Annotated in this window: 19 protein-coding genes; 8 read left to right on the plus strand and 11 right to left on the minus strand. The window is 32.9% G+C overall.

What is annotated here, in order from left to right; genetic code table 11:
* A complete protein-coding gene (locus CA2559_RS12410; protein WP_013188254.1) occupies positions 1-339 on the minus strand; it encodes a DUF4870 domain-containing protein in 339 nt (112 codons plus the stop codon).
* Positions 340-434: 95 nt separating this feature from the next.
* Here CA2559_RS12410 and mnmE point away from each other — a divergent pair, with 95 nt between their 5' ends.
* The 3 genes from mnmE to CA2559_RS13900 all read left to right on the plus strand — a co-directional run bounded on the left by mnmE (position 435) and on the right by CA2559_RS13900 (position 2,685).
* Positions 435-1,844 carry a tRNA uridine-5-carboxymethylaminomethyl(34) synthesis GTPase MnmE gene (gene mnmE, locus CA2559_RS12415; RefSeq protein ID WP_013188255.1) on the plus strand — a complete coding sequence of 470 codons (1,410 nt, stop codon included), beginning with the start codon at positions 435-437 and terminating at the stop codon, positions 1,842-1,844.
* A gap of 170 nt (positions 1,845-2,014) precedes the next feature.
* On the plus strand, positions 2,015-2,443 hold the full coding sequence (locus CA2559_RS12420; protein ID WP_013188256.1) for an FKBP-type peptidyl-prolyl cis-trans isomerase: 429 nt from the start codon (positions 2,015-2,017) through the stop codon (positions 2,441-2,443).
* A 95-nt stretch (positions 2,444-2,538) separates the two neighbouring features.
* Positions 2,539-2,685 carry a hypothetical protein gene (locus CA2559_RS13900; protein ID WP_013188257.1) on the plus strand — a complete coding sequence of 49 codons (147 nt, stop codon included), beginning with the start codon at positions 2,539-2,541 and terminating at the stop codon, positions 2,683-2,685.
* A gap of 29 nt (positions 2,686-2,714) precedes the next feature.
* Here CA2559_RS13900 and CA2559_RS12425 read toward each other — a convergent pair whose 3' ends face one another.
* From CA2559_RS12425 to CA2559_RS12445, 5 genes are all read right to left on the minus strand, one after another.
* Positions 2,715-2,918 carry a helix-turn-helix transcriptional regulator gene (locus CA2559_RS12425; protein ID WP_013188258.1) on the minus strand — a complete coding sequence of 68 codons (204 nt, stop codon included), beginning with the start codon at positions 2,916-2,918 and terminating at the stop codon, positions 2,715-2,717.
* Positions 2,908-3,354 carry a hypothetical protein gene (locus CA2559_RS12430; protein WP_013188259.1) on the minus strand — a complete coding sequence of 149 codons (447 nt, stop codon included), beginning with the start codon at positions 3,352-3,354 and terminating at the stop codon, positions 2,908-2,910. The genes CA2559_RS12425 and CA2559_RS12430 overlap by 11 nt, the downstream gene beginning before the upstream one ends.
* Before the next feature lie 59 nt (positions 3,355-3,413).
* Positions 3,414-3,833 (minus strand): DUF2452 domain-containing protein, encoded by a 420-nt coding sequence (locus CA2559_RS12435; RefSeq protein WP_013188260.1) that lies wholly within the window; start codon positions 3,831-3,833, stop codon positions 3,414-3,416.
* An 8-nt stretch (positions 3,834-3,841) separates the two neighbouring features.
* Positions 3,842-4,006, minus strand: a complete 165-nt coding sequence (locus tag CA2559_RS13780) for a Lacal_2735 family protein (protein ID WP_013188261.1) — start codon at positions 4,004-4,006, stop codon at positions 3,842-3,844.
* A 61-nt stretch (positions 4,007-4,067) separates the two neighbouring features.
* Positions 4,068-5,624, minus strand: coding sequence for an NAD(P)/FAD-dependent oxidoreductase (locus tag CA2559_RS12445; RefSeq protein ID WP_013188262.1), 1,557 nt, complete (start codon positions 5,622-5,624; stop codon positions 4,068-4,070).
* 136 nt (positions 5,625-5,760) lie between these two features.
* Here CA2559_RS12445 and CA2559_RS12450 point away from each other — a divergent pair, with 136 nt between their 5' ends.
* The 5 genes from CA2559_RS12450 to CA2559_RS12470 all read left to right on the plus strand — a co-directional run bounded on the left by CA2559_RS12450 (position 5,761) and on the right by CA2559_RS12470 (position 9,663).
* Positions 5,761-6,393: a Crp/Fnr family transcriptional regulator gene (locus CA2559_RS12450; protein ID WP_013188263.1), complete on the plus strand. Its 633-nt coding sequence runs from the start codon at positions 5,761-5,763 to the stop codon at positions 6,391-6,393.
* 71 nt (positions 6,394-6,464) lie between these two features.
* Positions 6,465-7,268: a sulfite exporter TauE/SafE family protein gene (locus CA2559_RS12455; protein ID WP_013188264.1), complete on the plus strand. Its 804-nt coding sequence runs from the start codon at positions 6,465-6,467 to the stop codon at positions 7,266-7,268.
* A gap of 72 nt (positions 7,269-7,340) precedes the next feature.
* Entirely contained in the window at positions 7,341-8,687 is a 1,347-nt protein-coding gene (locus CA2559_RS12460) for an MBL fold metallo-hydrolase (RefSeq protein WP_013188265.1), read from the plus strand.
* A gap of 1 nt (position 8,688) precedes the next feature.
* Positions 8,689-9,246 carry a YeeE/YedE family protein gene (locus CA2559_RS12465; protein ID WP_013188266.1) on the plus strand — a complete coding sequence of 186 codons (558 nt, stop codon included), beginning with the start codon at positions 8,689-8,691 and terminating at the stop codon, positions 9,244-9,246.
* Between the two features lie 3 nt (positions 9,247-9,249).
* Positions 9,250-9,663, plus strand: coding sequence for a DUF6691 family protein (locus CA2559_RS12470; RefSeq protein WP_013188267.1), 414 nt, complete (start codon positions 9,250-9,252; stop codon positions 9,661-9,663).
* Here CA2559_RS12470 and CA2559_RS12475 read toward each other — a convergent pair.
* The 5 genes from CA2559_RS12475 to proC all read right to left on the minus strand — a co-directional run bounded on the left by CA2559_RS12475 (position 9,652) and on the right by proC (position 16,994).
* A complete protein-coding gene (locus tag CA2559_RS12475) occupies positions 9,652-10,302 on the minus strand; it encodes an HAD family hydrolase (RefSeq protein ID WP_013188268.1) in 651 nt (216 codons plus the stop codon). The two genes, CA2559_RS12470 and CA2559_RS12475, sit on opposite strands and share 12 nt — an antisense overlap.
* A 33-nt stretch (positions 10,303-10,335) precedes the next feature.
* Entirely contained in the window at positions 10,336-13,938 is a 3,603-nt protein-coding gene (locus CA2559_RS12480) for a chemotaxis protein CheB (RefSeq protein WP_013188269.1), read from the minus strand.
* A 231-nt stretch (positions 13,939-14,169) separates the two neighbouring features.
* The gene (locus tag CA2559_RS12485; protein ID WP_013188270.1) at positions 14,170-15,369 is read right to left on the minus strand and encodes a glutamate-5-semialdehyde dehydrogenase; all 1,200 of its coding nucleotides are present in this window, start codon (positions 15,367-15,369) and stop codon (positions 14,170-14,172) included.
* Positions 15,370-15,399: 30 nt separating this feature from the next.
* Positions 15,400-16,191: a glutamate 5-kinase gene (gene proB / locus CA2559_RS12490; protein ID WP_013188271.1), complete on the minus strand. Its 792-nt coding sequence runs from the start codon at positions 16,189-16,191 to the stop codon at positions 15,400-15,402.
* A 2-nt stretch (positions 16,192-16,193) separates the two neighbouring features.
* On the minus strand, positions 16,194-16,994 hold the full coding sequence (proC, locus tag CA2559_RS12495; protein WP_013188272.1) for a pyrroline-5-carboxylate reductase: 801 nt from the start codon (positions 16,992-16,994) through the stop codon (positions 16,194-16,196).
* Positions 16,995-17,174 lie beyond the last annotated feature (180 nt).

The raw sequence follows: 17,174 nt of genomic DNA on the forward strand, positions 1-17,174 counted from the left end.
TTATTTAAGAATTTGTATAGTTAATGGGTACTTTACCTCTTCGCCATTACTAACCCTAATTGCATTAAGTATAGGGAAAATTAGGGCGATTAAACCTATTCCTATAAGACCTAAAATACCTAAACCAAATAACAGAATAAGTGGAATACATATAATACTGTAAATTATAATACTTATTTGAAAGTTTACTATGTCTTTTCCCTGTTGGTCTAAAGCAAATACTTCATCTTTCTTAAAAGCCCAGATAATAAGTGGTACAATTAAACCGCCAATACCAGTAATATAGGTTAATAATTGACTTAAATGTGTAATAACGAGTAATGATTTGTCTTCTCTCATGATAGTTGATTTTAATTGATTGATGTACTTATATGACGTGCTAATCTCTATTTTGTTACACTTTATCTTGACTTCTAATTTAGTACTTTTGCAAGATGAAAATTAATGACACCATTGTAGCATTAGCAACAGCATCTGGCGCAGGTGCAATTGCCATTATAAGAGTTTCAGGTAAAGATGCCATAGAAATTGTAAACCCGTTATTTTCTGCTAAAAGTGGGAAGCAACTAAAAGATGTAAACTCTCATACAATACATTTAGGTGATGTTAAAGACAACGCAAAAATTATTGATGAAGCCTTGGTTTCTGTCTTTAAAGGAACCAAATCTTATACTGGAGAACCTACTGTTGAAATTTCTTGTCATGGTAGTCATTATATTCAACAGGAAATTATTCAACTGTTATTAAGAAAAGGTTGTCGTGCAGCTAATCCTGGTGAGTTTACCTTGCGTGCATTTATTAATGGCAAGATGGATCTTAGCCAAGCAGAAGCTGTAGCAGATCTTATTGCAAGTGATAATGAAGCGTCTCACCAATTGGCATTACAACAAATGCGAGGTGGCTTTTCAACCGAAATTGCTAAGCTAAGAGAAGAATTATTAAATTTTGCCTCATTAATAGAACTTGAATTAGATTTTGCTGAAGAAGATGTAGAGTTTGCTAATCGAGACGAATTTCAAAATTTGGTAACAAGAATACAGACCGTTTTAAAACGTCTTATAGACTCTTTTGCAACTGGAAACGTTATAAAAAACGGGATTCCTATCGCAATTGTTGGAGAACCAAACGTAGGAAAATCTACATTACTTAATGCACTTTTAAATGAAGAACGCGCTATTGTTAGTGATATCGCTGGAACGACCAGAGATACTATTGAAGATGAAATAAGCATTGGTGGTATTGGTTTCAGGTTTATTGATACTGCTGGTATACGTGAAACAAAAGATGTGATTGAAGGTTTAGGTATTAAAAAAACCTTCGAGAAAATTGAAAAAAGTCAAGTAACCGTCTATTTGTTCGATGCGAGTTTAATTAAAAATGACGCTATAAGGATTAAAAATCTTAAAGTTGAAGTTGAAAAGATAAAAAATAGATTTCCGCAGAAACCACTTTTAGTCATTGCCAATAAAATTGATGCTTTACTAGATAGCGAAATTCAAAATTTAATAGACAATTTAAAACCGCATACTACGCACCTACTTACTATATCTGCTAAAACAGGACTAGGTATTGAAGAGCTACAAACAACACTGCTAGATTTTGTGAATACTGGAGCATTAAAAAACAATGATACCATAATAACCAATTCACGCCATTACGATGCTTTATTAAAAGCTTTAGAAGAAATAAACAAGGTTCAAGATGGCTTAAATGCCAATTTACCAAGTGATCTTATGGCTATTGATATTCGTCAAGCATTATTTCACTTTGGAGAAATTACAGGACAAGTAACCAATGACGAATTGCTAGGTAATATATTTGCAAATTTCTGTATCGGAAAGTAGGCTATTATTGTATAAAAGATAGTTTTCACCTTCATTTATTACTTACTTGTTAAAAAAAGGACTTTAATTAGTTAAGTTTTACCCAATTCCTCAAGATTATTGGCTAAATACTTTCTATTAGAAATTAAGCCCTTAGCTTTGCACAACTTATAAACGATAAAACAAACGACATGAGTCAAGTAAAAGAAAATGATACTGTAAAAGTACATTACACAGGAAAGCTTCAAGACGGACAAGTTTTTGATAGCTCTGTAGACAGAGAGCCTTTAGAATTCACTTTAGGTCAAGGTATGCTTATTCCTGGTTTTGAAAAAGGAATCATTGACATGAAGGTTGAAGAAAAAAAGACAATAAATATTCCTAAGGATGAAGCTTATGGAGATGTTCAGAAAGAATTATTTCAGGCAGTTCCTAAAGACCAACTTCCACAGGAAATTAAGCCAGAAGTAGGAATGGGATTAGTTTCTAAGAACCCTGATGGTTCTGAAAGACAACTAAGAGTTGCAGAAGTAAACGATGATCATATCGTTGTTGATGCAAATCACCCACTTGCTGGTAAAGATTTAGTATTTGATCTTGAATTAGTAGAGATTAAGTAATTTACCTTTACAATTATATTAGAAAGCTCAGATATTTTATCTGGGCTTTTTTAGTTTATTTATAATCTCAACATTAAAAGAGTTAATTTTACAACATGTCTAAAAAAGGTAAAATTAAGAACGGGAAAAATAAAGCTCTCCACACCAAACTCCTAAAGCAGAAAAAGGATAAGAAACGTGAGAAGGAAGATGCTCGTAAAGCACGTTTAAAAGCAATAATTAAAAGCGCTAAAGAAGAATAGCACAACATAATAATAGTACCAAACTTCATTTAAAAATCACTGGCTTCTAATACAAATAACGATTCGACCGTAGTCTCAAAACACTTGGCAATTTTAAGTGATAAAACAGTTGAAGGCACATAACGACCAGACTCTATTGAAATAATAGTTTGTCGTGAAACACTAAGATACTCAGCCAAATCTACTTGAGTTACCTTTTTTGTTTTTCTTACCTCCTTTACATTATTTTTCATACCTAAAGATTCTAAAATGAATAATGTAGTTAAAACGAAGTATATAAGTAATCCAAAAAAAGAGGATTGCAATACTAAGAAATAGCATTACACCAGCATCTTTTGGTGGGTTGTTCATAAAACCAATAACCATAATACCCAATACTAAAGCTATCATTTGTAGTAAGGCAGCAAACTGAAAAGACTCTAACCTTACATTCTTAATCATTTCATCTTCTACTTTTTCTTTTGAAAATGCTAAAGCATAAGTTCCAAATAAGAAGGTAAAAAAACCAAGAATAGCAACACTCATATTTAAAATAGTGGCGTCTGTTATTCCTAATAACTGTGAAAGTTTTGAAACAAACCCCAATTGCATAAAAACCCAAAGGCATAAACCAATAGGCGCTACTATTAAACCAATCTTTTTATAGCGGTGTGATAACAATTTGAACATAGTAATATTTTGTAAAGTTTACTTTACGTAAAGCTAACTTAACATTTTATATATTACAACTATTTATCATCTTTATTTTCAACACGTTCCCAGATTGAGTCTGCATTTAATTTAAAACTTCCCACAAAATCAAAATTACATTGGTGTGGCGCAATGATAGATAAAAAAGTTTCTGAGTTTTTACGTCTGTATAAGTGGTACGTTTCGCCAACTACAGGTTCAAAAGAAAACTTAGATTGGTAAATTAATTGATTGTACTCATATTCCTTGAGCATAGCTTCGTAAGCACTCTGCAACTCAGAGAATTTTGTCTTAATCTTATGGTTAACTTTATTTATGCTCCTGTTTTTCCAAGCTGTGGTATCGAGTGAAGTTATTTGCGGAGCACCAAGATTTGTTGCATAGGTTTTTAAGCTAGCATCATATTTTTGATCTGCTTCATTAAATACAACGTTATCTGGTTTCTTTTTTTTAGACATCCTTTAGCTTATTCTAAATTTTCCATTTTATTTAAAAGTTCTTCAGCTTCAGCAACTTTTGCATCACTTGCCCTTCTATTAGATTTAGATAGCTTGTGTGCTTGCTCCATTAGCTTTGCATATTTAGCTTGAAGCTTCTCTTTCTCAGTCGATTTCTTAAATAATCCAAACATAACGTATCTTTTAGTAAAGATACAGTTTTGTTTAGTTATTATCTAAAAAGACTAAACAATATTATAGTTTATAGAGTTTTGCAATTGCATCAACACAATTAATTCCATCAATAGCTGCAGAAATAATGCCACCTGCATATCCTGCTCCTTCGCCACAAGGATATAAACCGCTTATTTCAATATGCTCCAACGTTTCCGTATCTCGAGGAATTGAAACCGGTGAAGATGTTCTACTTTCTGGTGCGTGTAATACAGCTGTATTTGTATAATATCCTTTCATCTTTTTGCCAAATGCCTTAAACGCTTTTTGTAGTCGTACAGATAATAAATCTGGCAATACTGTATTAAGATCTAAAGATGTTAATCCAGGTTGGTAAGAGGTCTTAGGTAAGTCTTTAGACACTCTACCTTCAACAAAATCTACCATACGTTGTGCAGGTACTTGCTGTGTTTTTCCTGCAGCTTCCCAACAAGCTTTTTCAACCTCTTGTTGAAACTCCAAACATACAAACGGGTTGTCTTTGGAATAGTTTGGAAGATCTTTAGGCGTAACACTTACAACGATACCAGAATTTGCATAGGGATTATTACGCTTGCTAGGACTCCAACCATTAGTCACAACTTCACCAGGTTCTGTTGCGCAAGGCGCTATAATTCCACCAGGACACATACAAAATGAGTAAACGCCCATACCATCTACTTGCTCTACTAAGGCGTAAGATGCTGGTGGTAAATACGGGTTATCTTGATCTCCATGATATTGTATCGTATCTATTAATTCCTGTTGATGCTCTACACGTACACCTATAGCAAACGGTTTTGCTTCAATAGTTATTTGTTTATCGTGTAGTAAGTAGAAAATGTCTCTGGCTGAATGTCCAGTTGCAAGTATAACATGAGCTGCATTAAACCAAGTATCATTATTAATCTCGACAGATTTTATTGCTTTATCTTCAATTAAGACATCAGTTAGTTTAGAGTTAAAATGAACTTCACCTCCAGCATCTACAATAGCTTCTCGCATAGCTGTGATAATCTTTGGAAGCTTATTTGTTCCTATATGTGGGTGCGCATCTACCAAAATATCTTCATCTGCTCCAAAATATACAAACCACTCTAATGCCTTAAGAACATTACCACGTTTTTTTGAGCGCGTGTACAATTTACCATCTGAATAGGTTCCTGCACCACCTTCTCCAAAACAGTAATTACTTTCTGGGTTTACAAAGTGTTCTTTGTTGATTTTAGCAAGGTCGCGTCTGCGCTCTCTTACATCTTTTCCTCGTTCGAAGATAATTGGTTTTAAACCTGCTTCAACAGCTCTAAGACCAGCATACAACCCTGCAGGGCCAGCGCCTATTATAATAACCTCAACAGCATCTGAAACTGCTTTAGGAGTAAATGAAGTAATCTTTTCTTTAACTTCACCTTTTAGCCAGAATTCTATCTGAAGATTTAACTTTACAGGTGCTCTTCTTGCATCTATGGATCGTTTTCTTATACGCCAATCACTAACTTTACTCATTTGTAGCTTAGCTTTTTCTAGAGCTAATTCTAAAATATAGTTATGATCGTCTTGCTTTTCTGGAGCTAATTGAATTTGTACGAGTCTGCTCATAATTACTGCAAATATAAATTAAATAGCTATTGAAACATTTTGAGCACAGAGCATAGACTTTAAATTTTCAATTCTCTTGATATCTTTTAAATAAAAATTTAACATTTGTGCGTTTGTAGGAGTATCTTTACAATATATGAGAGACATAATTACCAAACATTATCAAACTATATTTGAAGCCGACCTTCTCGAGGAAATTATAAAAATAGGTGAAATTAAAACCTATCCTAAAGATACGTTACTTATGGACTTTGGCGAATATATGCGCCATATGCCTTTAATAATTGATGGTGCAATAAAAATCTCACGTATAGATAAAAATAATGATGAGTTGTTTCTTTATTTTTTAAAACGAGGTCAAAGTTGCGCTATGACATTGTCTTATTTTATTGGGCATCATAAGAGTGAAATTAAGGCGGTTTCCGAAACTGAAACCTCAATGGTATTATTACCAGTAGATCAAATTGAAATTTGGATCTCAAAGTATAAATCTTGGCGAAAGTTTGTATTTGAAAACTATCACGAAAGATTTATTGAACTATTAGATACCATTGACACTATTGCATTTTCTAATACAAGCGAAAGATTGCTACATTACTTGAGCAACAAGGCGAAAGTAAATAAATCTAACACCATTAAAATTACTCATCAAGAAATTGCTTTTGATCTTAACACCTCTAGAGTTGTGATTTCTAGACTTTTAAAAACACTGGAGCAAGAAGGTGAAATTAAGTTAGAACGCAATAAAATTTATATTTTAAGTAAATAATTCACCTAAGTAACTAATGTTACTTACATCTTTAAATTAAACCTTTAGTTTTGCAACTTTAAATTGCTACTATGGATGTATTACAGATATTAGGTTACTTAAGTGCATTGCTTATAGGTATTGTATTAGGTCTTATTGGTGGTGGTGGCTCAATTTTAACTGTTCCTATACTTGTTTATTTACTTTATATTAACCCTATAACAGCTACTGCTTACTCTTTATTTGTTGTGGGTACAACAGCATTAGTTGGCGCTATTAAAAACTTGAAAAAAGGGTTAATAGATATTAAAACAGCTATTGTCTTTTCTATTCCTGCTTTTATAGCAGTGTATTTAACTAGAAAGTATTTAGTACCAGCAATTCCAGACACATTATTTAGTTTAGGTGATTTTATAGTGACTAAGAATATAGCTATAATGATATTTTTTGCTCTAATCATGCTCATTGCGGCAATTACTATGATTAGGGATAAAAAGAAAACAACAACGAAAGAAGAAAAAATTAAATTTAATTATCCTCTTATTTTAATTGAAGGTGCTGTAGTTGGAGTGCTTACAGGAATAGTTGGTGCTGGTGGCGGTTTTTTAATTATTCCAGCATTAGTGTTATTTGCTAAATTGCCAATGAAGAAGGCCGTAGCTACCTCATTACTCATAATAGCCATAAAGTCTTTAATAGGATTTATTGGAGACATTCAAAATTTAGATATCGAATGGAGTTTCCTTATCATATTTTCAAGCTTATCTGTCGCTGGTATTTTTATAGGCATTTGGCTAAATAACTTTATAGATGGCAAAAAATTAAAAAAGGGATTTGGTTGGTTTGTTCTAGTTATGGGAATATATATAATTCTAAAAGAATCTATATTCAAATAAATCTAAGTTCTCTGTAACAAAAGTTACAAAAATGTCAAGATATGAACTGTATTTTTGCATAAAATCTCTTGCATGAATATTATACAATTTACATACAAACCGCTTTCTCATTTTTCCTACGCAATTATAAGCAATGATGAAATTGCCATTGTAGATCCAGAAAGAAACCCATACCAATATTACGCCTTAGCAAAAAAGCATAATGCTAAAATTGTGGCTGTTTTTGAAACTCATCCACATGCAGATTTTGTGAGCTCTCATTTGCAAATTCATAAAGAAACTGGCGCTACAATTTATACCAGTGAAAAGGTAAACGCAGATTACCCACATAAGACTTTTGATAGTGGAGATACTGTAACAATAGGTGATATTGAATTTTCTGCAGTAAACTCTCCTGGCCATTCTCCAGATAGTATTACAGTAATTGCTACACAAGGTGAAGATGTTGCTTTATTTACAGGAGACACTCTTTTTGTAGGCGATGTTGGGAGACCAGATCTTCGAGAAGGTTCTGGCCATTTAAAAGCTACACGAAAAGCAATGGCTAAAAGCATGTACAAGACTATTAACAAGGTATATGCAGAACTGCCAGATCACGCCTTAGTATATCCTGCTCATGGTGCAGGTTCACTTTGCGGAAAAGGGATGAGCTCCAACTCTACTTCTTCTACATTAGGAAACGAAAGGTTAAGCAACTGGGCCTTTAATGTAAAAAACGAAGGTGAATTTATGTCTGAATTATTAGACGACCAACCATTTATACCAAAGTATTTTAATAAGGCGGTTTCTATTAATAAAGATGGTGCATCAAATTATGATGAAAACTTTAAGGGTGTTATAGAGTATTATAAAACTAAAGTTGCTCCAACAGATGCTCTAATAATAGATATACGCGATGAGAAAAACTTTAAAGACAACCATTTAAAGGGAAGTTATAACATCATGGCTATGTCACCTACTTCTAAATTTGAAACTTGGTTAGGGTCCATAGTTAATCCTGATGAAGAGTTTTATATTGTTTTAGAAAATTCTAATCAAGCAGCTTCAATTTACGAACGTGTAACCAAAATTGGATATGAAAAGCAAATTAAAGGCTTTATAACCCTAGCTAAAGAGGACTTCTCTACGTCTAAAAAATTAGATTTAAAGCATTTTAAAAAATATCCAGACACGTATACTATTGTTGATATTAGAAATAAAAGCGAAGTCGCAAATCAAAAATTATTTCCTCAGGCTATTAATATTCCATTACATGAATTAAGAGAGAATATTAAGGCTATTCCAACTATAAGTCCAATTATAGTTCATTGTGCTGGTGGTTATCGTAGCGCTGCAGGAAGTAGCATCATTTTAGCTGAGTTAGATACAGATGAAATAGCTGTGTATGATCTTAGTGATGCAGTAAAAGATTTTAGTTAATATGGATTTTATATATGACACTTGGCCTTGGTATGTTTCTGGGCCACTTATAGCATTGGTGATGTTTTTATTACTATTTGCCGGTAAATCTTTTGGGATGTCTTCTAATTTAAGAACAATGTGTTCTGCTATGGGTGCCGAAAAATTTGCTGACTTTTTTAAGTTTGATTGGAAAGCAAATATTTGGAATCTTACTGTCGTCCTAGGAGTTGTAATTGGTGGTTTTTTGGCGTCAACATTTTTCTCGAATAATGTAGTTACCATAAACCCTGTAATTGCTACACAACTGCAAGAAGATTACAACTTTAATAGTGTAAACAGTTCTTACTTACCAAAAGAGATTTTTTCTGCTGAAGCCTTAGACAATCCATTTAACATCCTAATTTTATTAATTGGTGGTTTATTGGTTGGGTTTGGCGCAAGGTATGCTGGTGGTTGTACTTCTGGACATGCTATCTCTGGGTTAAGTAACTTACAAACACCATCTCTAATAGCTGTAATAGGGTTTTTTATTGGTGGTTTACTTATGATTCATTTACTATTTCCATTAATATTTTAAGTTATGAGGTTTATTTCATTTTTAGGTATAGGCATTCTTTTTGGAATAGTTCTTTACAAGTCTGAAGCTGCGTCTTGGTTTAGAATCTATGAAATGTTTCAATTAGGATCATTTCATATGTATGGCATAATTGCATCGGCAGTTATACTTGGTGTTGCTGGCCTTTATTTAATAAAGAAGAAAGAAATTAAAGCTCTTAATGGAGCAGCAATAAACCCAACGCCTAAAGAATTTAGCATTACAAGATATTTAGTTGGCGGTATCTTTTTTGGTTTAGGTTGGGCTTTGGTTGGCGCGTGTCCAGGACCAATGTATGTTCTTATAGGCGCAGGATATTGGCCTATTCTAATTGTAATTATTGGGGCGTTATTGGGAACTCTTCTTTATGGTGTATTAAGGACTAAGTTACCTCATTAAGTTGGCAAAAGAAATTTCTTTATAATCTGAAATCACTTTGTCTGCTAAACTGTAGTCTTGGTTTGTAGAGTGTTTGCTATCGTAACCTACGCAATAAATACCAGCACCTTTTGCTGCTTTAATACCGTTAGTTGAGTCTTCGATTACTAAGCAATTTTCTTTGGGTTGTCCAGATGCCTCGGCTGCCTTTACAAATATCTCAGGATTGGGTTTAGACTCTTTAAGGTCTGCACCACTTAACTTGGCTACAAAATATTGATTTAAATTGAACCTTTCGAAAATCCTGTTAATATTAGGCATAGATGCTGAAGAAGCTAATACTAAGGTAAGACCGTTAGCGTAATAATCTTTAATTAAGTCTTCCACACCAGAAATAAGCTGAAGGCTCTCATCATTTTCAAATAGATACTTAAAATGATGGCGTTTTTTAGCTACTAACTCTTCTGGAGCGTGATCTACTTTAAATTCATCTACCAATCGCTTACAGATATTTAGGGTAGATTGCCCTGTAAACGACTCATAAAGTGGTTTAGAAACGGGTAGGCTAAAATCTTCAAACATCTTGTAATAGGCTTTTTTATGTAGAGGTTCAGTATCTACAATAACACCATCCATATCAAATAAAATTGCCTTGATCATTGCTTAAGTTTTACGCAAAACTAAGATTATTTATTAAGCCTTAAGCTTAAAATGGAAAGTACTTCCTACGCCAGGTTGAGAATCTACCCAAATTTTACCATCGTGCAGTTTTACAATCTTGTCACAATGGGCTAAGCCTATTCCTGTACCTTCAATATTATCGTTTCTATGTATTTTATTGAAAATTTTAAATATGTTTTCTAGATCTATTTCTTCAATACCAATACCATTATCATTCACAGAAAAGATATAATGATCATTATCTTTAAAATAAGATATTCTAATATCTGGAGTAACACCTTTTTTACAATACTTTAAAGCATTAGAAAGTAAGTTTTGGAATAGTAACCTCAACTCTACCTCATACCCTTTAATAGTTGGCAGTTTAGCAATAGAAATTTTTGCTTTGCAATCATTTATACTTTTAGCAAGATCCATAACAACAGTATCTAACACTTGTTTTAAATCTACATCTTGCTTTTCACTGTTTTGCCCTATTCTACTATGCTCAAGTAGGGCATTTATTTGATTTGCCAAACGTCCGGCAGCTTCATGAATATACCTTATGTATTCTTTACCTTTTGATTCGAGTTGGTGGCTAAAGTTTTTGTCTAGCATTTCACTTCCAAATCGAATAGTTGCTAGTGGTTCTTTTAAATCGTGTGAACAAATAGACACAAATTGCTCCAAATCATTGTTAGCCATCTCTAAATCTAATTGTCTCTTGGCTAACTTGTCTGCTGTTTCTTTAAGAGCTGTAATATCTATGAGCGTTCCCATAGTTATTGTTTCTCCGTGTATATTTTTTGTAAGCTTGGAGTTTAGCAATACATGTATTTCTCTGCCATCTATAGCAACCAAGGTCATGTCTTCGTTTTGAATCTGACCTGTATTTTTTATTTCATTAATTAAATCGCTTGCCTTTATTTTAGATTGATCATTATAAAAATGAAAAATAGATTTATTTAAAATCTCTTTTTTGTTTTTAAACCCTAAAGTTTTATAAAATATTTTATTGCAATCCACAATGTTTCCGCTATCTGGACTTATGCTAGCATGCATTACAGGGTCATTTTCATAAAAATCTTTAAACTTAGCCTGGTTTCTTCTTAGCTCTTCTTGAGATTTATGAATACGCTCTATATCTATAAATGTAACTACAGCACCATTAATTTCTCCAGCAGTTGTTATATACGGAGATATGCGTTGTAAAAAGTGACGATTGTTTTTGCTTATAATTTTCTTTTCAAAAACTTTTCCTGTATTAATAACACGTTCTGCATTAGTGACAATATTGTTGGTATTGTTTTCTCCAAAACTAACAACAAAATTATCTATATGCCTACCTAAATCTGCTTGGTATAAATCAAAATGTTCTTTAATAGCTGGCGTAAACTTTCGCACTCTTAACTTAGCGTCTAAGAATATCACACCTAGATTGGTACTTGTAAGTAAGTTATTAATATCCTCATTTAAAGCACTCAATTCATCAAGTTTTTGAATATGGTCTGTATTTATAGTATTTAGCTCCTCATTTACACTTTGTAGTTCTTCATTTGTACATTGCAACTCTTCATTACTTGCCAACAACTCTTCATTTGTAGCTAGTAACTTATCATTACTTATTTCCGTATCCTCTATAGCTTTATTTAATTCATCTTGAACAAGGTCTATTTCTTCCTCGAGATCTTTTATTCGTAAAGTGGCACTTTCACTAATACTTGTGCGCTCAATAACAGTTTCATTTATACTCTCAATGTTTTGATCCATTAGTGATACCACAAACTCTGTTACTTTATTTGAGTTATCATCTAAAATTGGAAGCACTCTTAGATCTACAGCTGTTTGACCATCATCATTTACAAAAATGATTCGCTCTGAAATGACTTGCGTATCCTTAAGGCGTTTAGATCGTTTTATACTAGTTGTTAGTGGTATTTTAAATTCTTCAGGTAGCATTTTAAGCAGGTTAGTTGTAAAACCTGAGTTAGGTAGATTTGCAAATTTCCTAAAGTTACCACGTGCTTCTAAGATATTATAATCTTCATCTATATAAATACTCGTAGCATTAAACTGTTTTAAGATAGATGAGCTTAATAGTTCTTCTATTTTTCGTTGCTTCATATTAGAATTAGCAACGATATCTGGGTTTGTTCTTCTTTTGTTTCTAAACTTTCTGTCACTAGAAGCATGTAAAGTTTCTGTTCTTAAGCCTCTGGAAGCTTTTATGTTTTTGAAAATTTTCCACTTTCTACTAATGGTATCAAAGTTATCACGTTCATCTCCTAGACTTTCGCTAGATCCTAAAACTAAATAACCTTCTAGTTTTAAGCTAAAGTGCAAGACATTAAATACTTTTTGCTGTACATCATTCTGAAAATAAATTAATAGGTTTCTGCACATTACCATATCTACCTTATTAAAAGGTGGATCTTTTAGAATGTTATGATTTGAAAATATTGCGGTGCGTCTTACAGTTTCTGCAATTTTAAAAGTATCATCATCCTTTTTAAAATATCTGGCTAGATATTTTGGATCTACATTTACCAAAGTGCTTTTGCTGTATTCGCCTTTACTGGCAATATCTAAATGAAATTGAGATATATCTGTAGCAAATATTTTAAGCTCTATGTTTTTTTTCTGTTTAGCTATTTCTTCTAAAAACAAGATTGCTAAAGAATAAGTTTCTTCTCCAGTGCTACAAGCTACATCCCAAATTTTGAGAATATCATTTTCTTGTTTATCTGCTACTAATTTAGGTATCACATTATTTTCAAGAAGGCGCCACATTTCTTCATCTCTGAAAAACTTTGTAACTCCAATTAAAAATTCTTTGTAAATAATATCTACCTCATCTTTACTGTTCTTTAAATGCTTATAGTATTCTCTTAATGATTCTAATTGATGAATTCTCATTCGCCTAATAATACGGCGTAATAATGTTGGTCTTTTATACAGATTGAAGTCTATTTCTGTCTTGCTTTTAAGTAAGCTTAATATATCTCTTAGTGCAGAGTCATCTATATTAGTAAAATCTTGTGTAATGCTTAAAATGTTACTACTGTCAAAGTAACTTGTAATTTCATTACTCATATCCTCCACAGGTACTACAAAGTCTGGAAAGCCAGTATTTATTGCGCTTTGAGGCATACCTCCAAATTTTGAATCTTCTGGATGCTGTACCAAGACTAAGCCACCTTCTTCCTTTATATAGCGTATTCCTCTAGAGCCATCACTACCAGTACCACTTAATATTACACCTACAGCATTTTGCCTATATTCTTTAGCTAAAGATTCAAAAAGTATATCAATAGGTAAGTTAAGCTGTTGTCCTTTTGGTTTGTCTAATAATTTAAGGTGTTTATTTTCAATTACAAGATTCTTAGATGGCGGAATAACATAAATATGATTTCGCTCTATCTCTGTATTTTGCTGTATTTCTGTAACAGGTATTTTAGTCTTTTTAGCTAACAACTCTGCCATAAGACTTTTATGGTCTGAAGATAAGTGTTGGACTATTAAGTATGTATAGTCACTATCTTCTGGGACATTATAAAAAAAACTATTTAAAGCTTCTAAGCCACCTGCACTTGCACCTAAAGCAACAAGGATATGATTATCTGAAATACTATTCAATGGAAGACTTTGGTTAATAGTTAAAACAACTTAAATTTTAACGAATTAAAAATCAATACATTAAAATAATTAATGTGAAATTTTTAACACTAATAAATTCAATTTACAATTTTTTTAACAAATGTAAATGATTAATTCATTTTTCGAGAAAAAAGGCATTTAATATAACTGTAAAGAATAAAAGGCATCAAGAATATCTTGATGCCTTTTTATACATAATTTTAAATGAGATTAAACTCTTACTTGTCCATCTCCAAATACATAGTATTTATTGGCTACCAATTGTTTAAGACCTAATGGTCCTCTGTGGTGCAACTTGTCTGTACTTATTGCGAGCTCTGCTCCTACACCCATTTGGCCGCCATCTGTAAATCTGGTTGACGCGTTATGGTATACTGCAGCGGTATCAATATTTTCCATAAAGTGCGTAGCAACGGCTTTATCTTCAGTTAGTATTGCACTTGAGTGTCCACCACTATAGGTATTTATTTTTGAAATTGCATCTTCAATTCCATCTGCTTCTCCTATAGCAATTTTCATAGCTAAAAACTCTTCAAACCACACCTCATCTTTAGAGATTAAATCGCGCTCAGATAAGATAGCGTTTACATTTTTATCTACAATTATCTCAACACCTAAGCTAGATAATGTTTTATCTAAATCTTTTAATTTAGACTCGTAGTCTTCAATATTCTTATCTACTAAAACTTTGTCTAAAGCATTACATCCTGAAATTTTATCTGTCTTAGCATTAATAATAACTTCCAGAGTTTTTTTCCAGTCTGCATCTTTATCTACATATAAGAAGTTGTTACCTCTACCACTTACCAATACAGCACATTTAGCATGTTCTTTTACAAATGCAATAAGGCGTTCACCACCTCGTGGTACTATAAGGTCTAATGGTTCTGTTGGATTTTTCAAGAACTCCTGAGTTTCTGTGCGGTTCATTACCAACATTTTAATCCAATCTTTTGGTAATTTGTTTTCTTGTAATGCTTGGTGCCAGCACTCAACCAAGACAACATTACTTTCATGTGCTTCTTTACCACCTTTAAGTAATATCTTATTATTGGCTTTAAATGCAAGTACTGCAGCCTCTATAGTTACATCTGGCCTAGATTCATAAATAATCATGATGGTACCAAATGGTGCTGTTTTATTTACAATGTTTAAACCATTGTCTAACGTTGTATTAGAGATCTCATTACTCACAGGATCATCTTGAGACTTTACTTCGGCTATTGCCTGTATCATCCCATCAATCTTTTTGTCATTAACAACTAACCTGTCATATAAGGCTTGATTGTCTTTATTAAAAGCATCAAGATCTTTCTTATTTGCAGTTAGTATATCCTCGCGTCTTTCATCTAAGATTCTCATCATAGATCCTAAAACGTTATTCTTTAATTCTGTGTTTATCAATTTCATAGTCGTTCTTTCTAATTAAATTTTCCTTGTTTATGCGTAAAACTTGGTTCCGATATCTTTTCCTTCCAACAGCTCTACTATTACATTTTTACGCTTTCCGTTTGCTATAAATGTTGGAATGTTTTTCTTAGCAGTAGCCTTAGCAATCTTTAGCTTAGACTTCATTCCACCACGTCCTTCGCCTTCAGATTTTTCTGAAGCTTGCACATATTGTTCTACATTTTCTTCCACATTTACTTTATCTAACTTTTCAGAATCATCATCATCTGGATGACCTGTATAAAGTCCGTCTGTATCTGTTAATAAGATTAAGGCATCTGCATTTGTAAGCTCTGCTACTAAACTTGCCAATTCATCATTATCACTAAACATTGACATTTTAAGTGATACTGCGTCATCTTCATTTGCTATAGGAACAATACCTTCATTAATTAATCCTTCGTAACAGTTTATCATATTTTCTCTATGCTTACCTGGTGCAAAATCTCGCTTGGTAGCTAATACTTGTGCACAGCGCATACCGTAATCATGAAATAAACTATAGTAATGGCGCATCATACGAGGTTGACCAACAGAAGAAAATATTTGTCTTCTTGTTGATGGGTCTGTTGCTTTACAATCTCCTAACACTTCCATTCCTGCAATGGCAGATCCAGATGATACTAATATTGGTGAAATATTATTCTCATATAATTCTGCTATTTGTCTTACGAGTTCGTTCAATACAGGACCTAATATGCGATTGTCTTTATTGGTCATCACGTTAGTTCCTACTTTTATAACTACTCTCTTATTGTCCATGGTGTTTTTTTGAGTTTTCATGTTTATTTTCCGAGTTCTGTTGCTCGATCGAATGCTGCATAAGCAGCTTCCTTAATTAATTCTTTTACGTTATTATCTTCCATTGAGTCTAAAGCTGCACGTGTTGTACCGCCTTTAGATGCTACGCGTTCCATCCAAGAATTTGGAGAAAGATCTGATTCATTAAATAATTTTACAGCGCCTTCAAAAGTTTGTGCTACTAATACTTTAGAATCGTTTGTGGTAAAGCCCATTTTTAGAGCAGCTTCCATCATAGATTGCATAAAATAAAATACATATGCTGGACCACTACCAGAAATACCTGTTGAAGCATTTATGAAACGTTCATTTTCTACATGTATAGCTTCACCAGTTGTATCTAAAAGGTTTCTTACCATTAGCAACTCAATTCTACTTATCTCTTTGGCTTCTGTAAAAGAGGTCATACCCAAACCAACTTTAGCTGGCAGGTTAGGCATAGCTCTTACTACTTTCTTTATACCTAAGTTTTCTTGTATACTATCAATAGTAATACCTGCCATTAGAGAGATAAAGATTTGGTCATTATTCACCTTGTCTTTCATTTTCTCAAAAAGCTCTTCACTATGGTAAGGCTTTACGGCAATAAATACTGCATCTGCTTGTGGTAGGCAATCTTCTAGGTTGTTATAGGTGTCAAAATGTGGAAATTCACTTAGCTCTAACATTTTTTCTGTTGAAACATCATGAATCATTAAATTTCTTCGGTTAAGGTATGGCGATTTTGCCATGCCCTCTGCGTAGGTTAGTCCCATATTTCCTGCGCCTATTACTAATACTTTCATATCTATTTTTAAAAGTTCAGTACATAGGGTGCAATGACTGTGCGAGGATGCCAAAACCACCATTAATAGGAGGTTATCAAATTATGATTCACGCTTAGACTACATATAGCTACTGCTAAGGACAAATGATAAAGAAGTGTTAAATTATATTGCAGAATTGCTATAATGGCACATAATTAA

This window comes from Croceibacter atlanticus HTCC2559, assembly GCF_000196315.1.
Classification (GTDB): domain Bacteria; phylum Bacteroidota; class Bacteroidia; order Flavobacteriales; family Flavobacteriaceae; genus Croceibacter; species Croceibacter atlanticus.

Excerpts from the sequence above, each read along its gene's own strand:
- CA2559_RS12410 (WP_013188254.1), bottom strand. The coding sequence starts at position 339 with ATGAGAGAAGACAAATCATTACTCGTTATTACACATTTAAGTCAATTA.
- mnmE (WP_013188255.1), top strand. The coding sequence starts at position 435 with ATGAAAATTAATGACACCATTGTAGCATTAGCAACAGCATCTGGCGCA.
- CA2559_RS12420 (WP_013188256.1), top strand. The coding sequence starts at position 2,015 with ATGAGTCAAGTAAAAGAAAATGATACTGTAAAAGTACATTACACAGGA.
- CA2559_RS13900 (WP_013188257.1), top strand. The coding sequence starts at position 2,539 with ATGTCTAAAAAAGGTAAAATTAAGAACGGGAAAAATAAAGCTCTCCAC.
- CA2559_RS12425 (WP_013188258.1), bottom strand. The coding sequence starts at position 2,918 with ATGAAAAATAATGTAAAGGAGGTAAGAAAAACAAAAAAGGTAACTCAA.
- CA2559_RS12430 (WP_013188259.1), bottom strand. The coding sequence starts at position 3,354 with ATGTTCAAATTGTTATCACACCGCTATAAAAAGATTGGTTTAATAGTA.
- CA2559_RS12435 (WP_013188260.1), bottom strand. The coding sequence starts at position 3,833 with ATGTCTAAAAAAAAGAAACCAGATAACGTTGTATTTAATGAAGCAGAT.
- CA2559_RS13780 (WP_013188261.1), bottom strand. The coding sequence starts at position 4,006 with ATGTTTGGATTATTTAAGAAATCGACTGAGAAAGAGAAGCTTCAAGCT.
- CA2559_RS12445 (WP_013188262.1), bottom strand. The coding sequence starts at position 5,624 with ATGAGCAGACTCGTACAAATTCAATTAGCTCCAGAAAAGCAAGACGAT.
- CA2559_RS12450 (WP_013188263.1), top strand. The coding sequence starts at position 5,761 with ATGAGAGACATAATTACCAAACATTATCAAACTATATTTGAAGCCGAC.
- CA2559_RS12455 (WP_013188264.1), top strand. The coding sequence starts at position 6,465 with ATGGATGTATTACAGATATTAGGTTACTTAAGTGCATTGCTTATAGGT.
- CA2559_RS12460 (WP_013188265.1), top strand. The coding sequence starts at position 7,341 with ATGAATATTATACAATTTACATACAAACCGCTTTCTCATTTTTCCTAC.
- CA2559_RS12465 (WP_013188266.1), top strand. The coding sequence starts at position 8,689 with ATGGATTTTATATATGACACTTGGCCTTGGTATGTTTCTGGGCCACTT.
- CA2559_RS12470 (WP_013188267.1), top strand. The coding sequence starts at position 9,250 with ATGAGGTTTATTTCATTTTTAGGTATAGGCATTCTTTTTGGAATAGTT.
- CA2559_RS12475 (WP_013188268.1), bottom strand. The coding sequence starts at position 10,302 with ATGATCAAGGCAATTTTATTTGATATGGATGGTGTTATTGTAGATACT.
- CA2559_RS12485 (WP_013188270.1), bottom strand. The coding sequence starts at position 15,369 with ATGAAATTGATAAACACAGAATTAAAGAATAACGTTTTAGGATCTATG.
- proB (WP_013188271.1), bottom strand. The coding sequence starts at position 16,191 with ATGAAAACTCAAAAAAACACCATGGACAATAAGAGAGTAGTTATAAAA.
- proC (WP_013188272.1), bottom strand. The coding sequence starts at position 16,994 with ATGAAAGTATTAGTAATAGGCGCAGGAAATATGGGACTAACCTACGCA.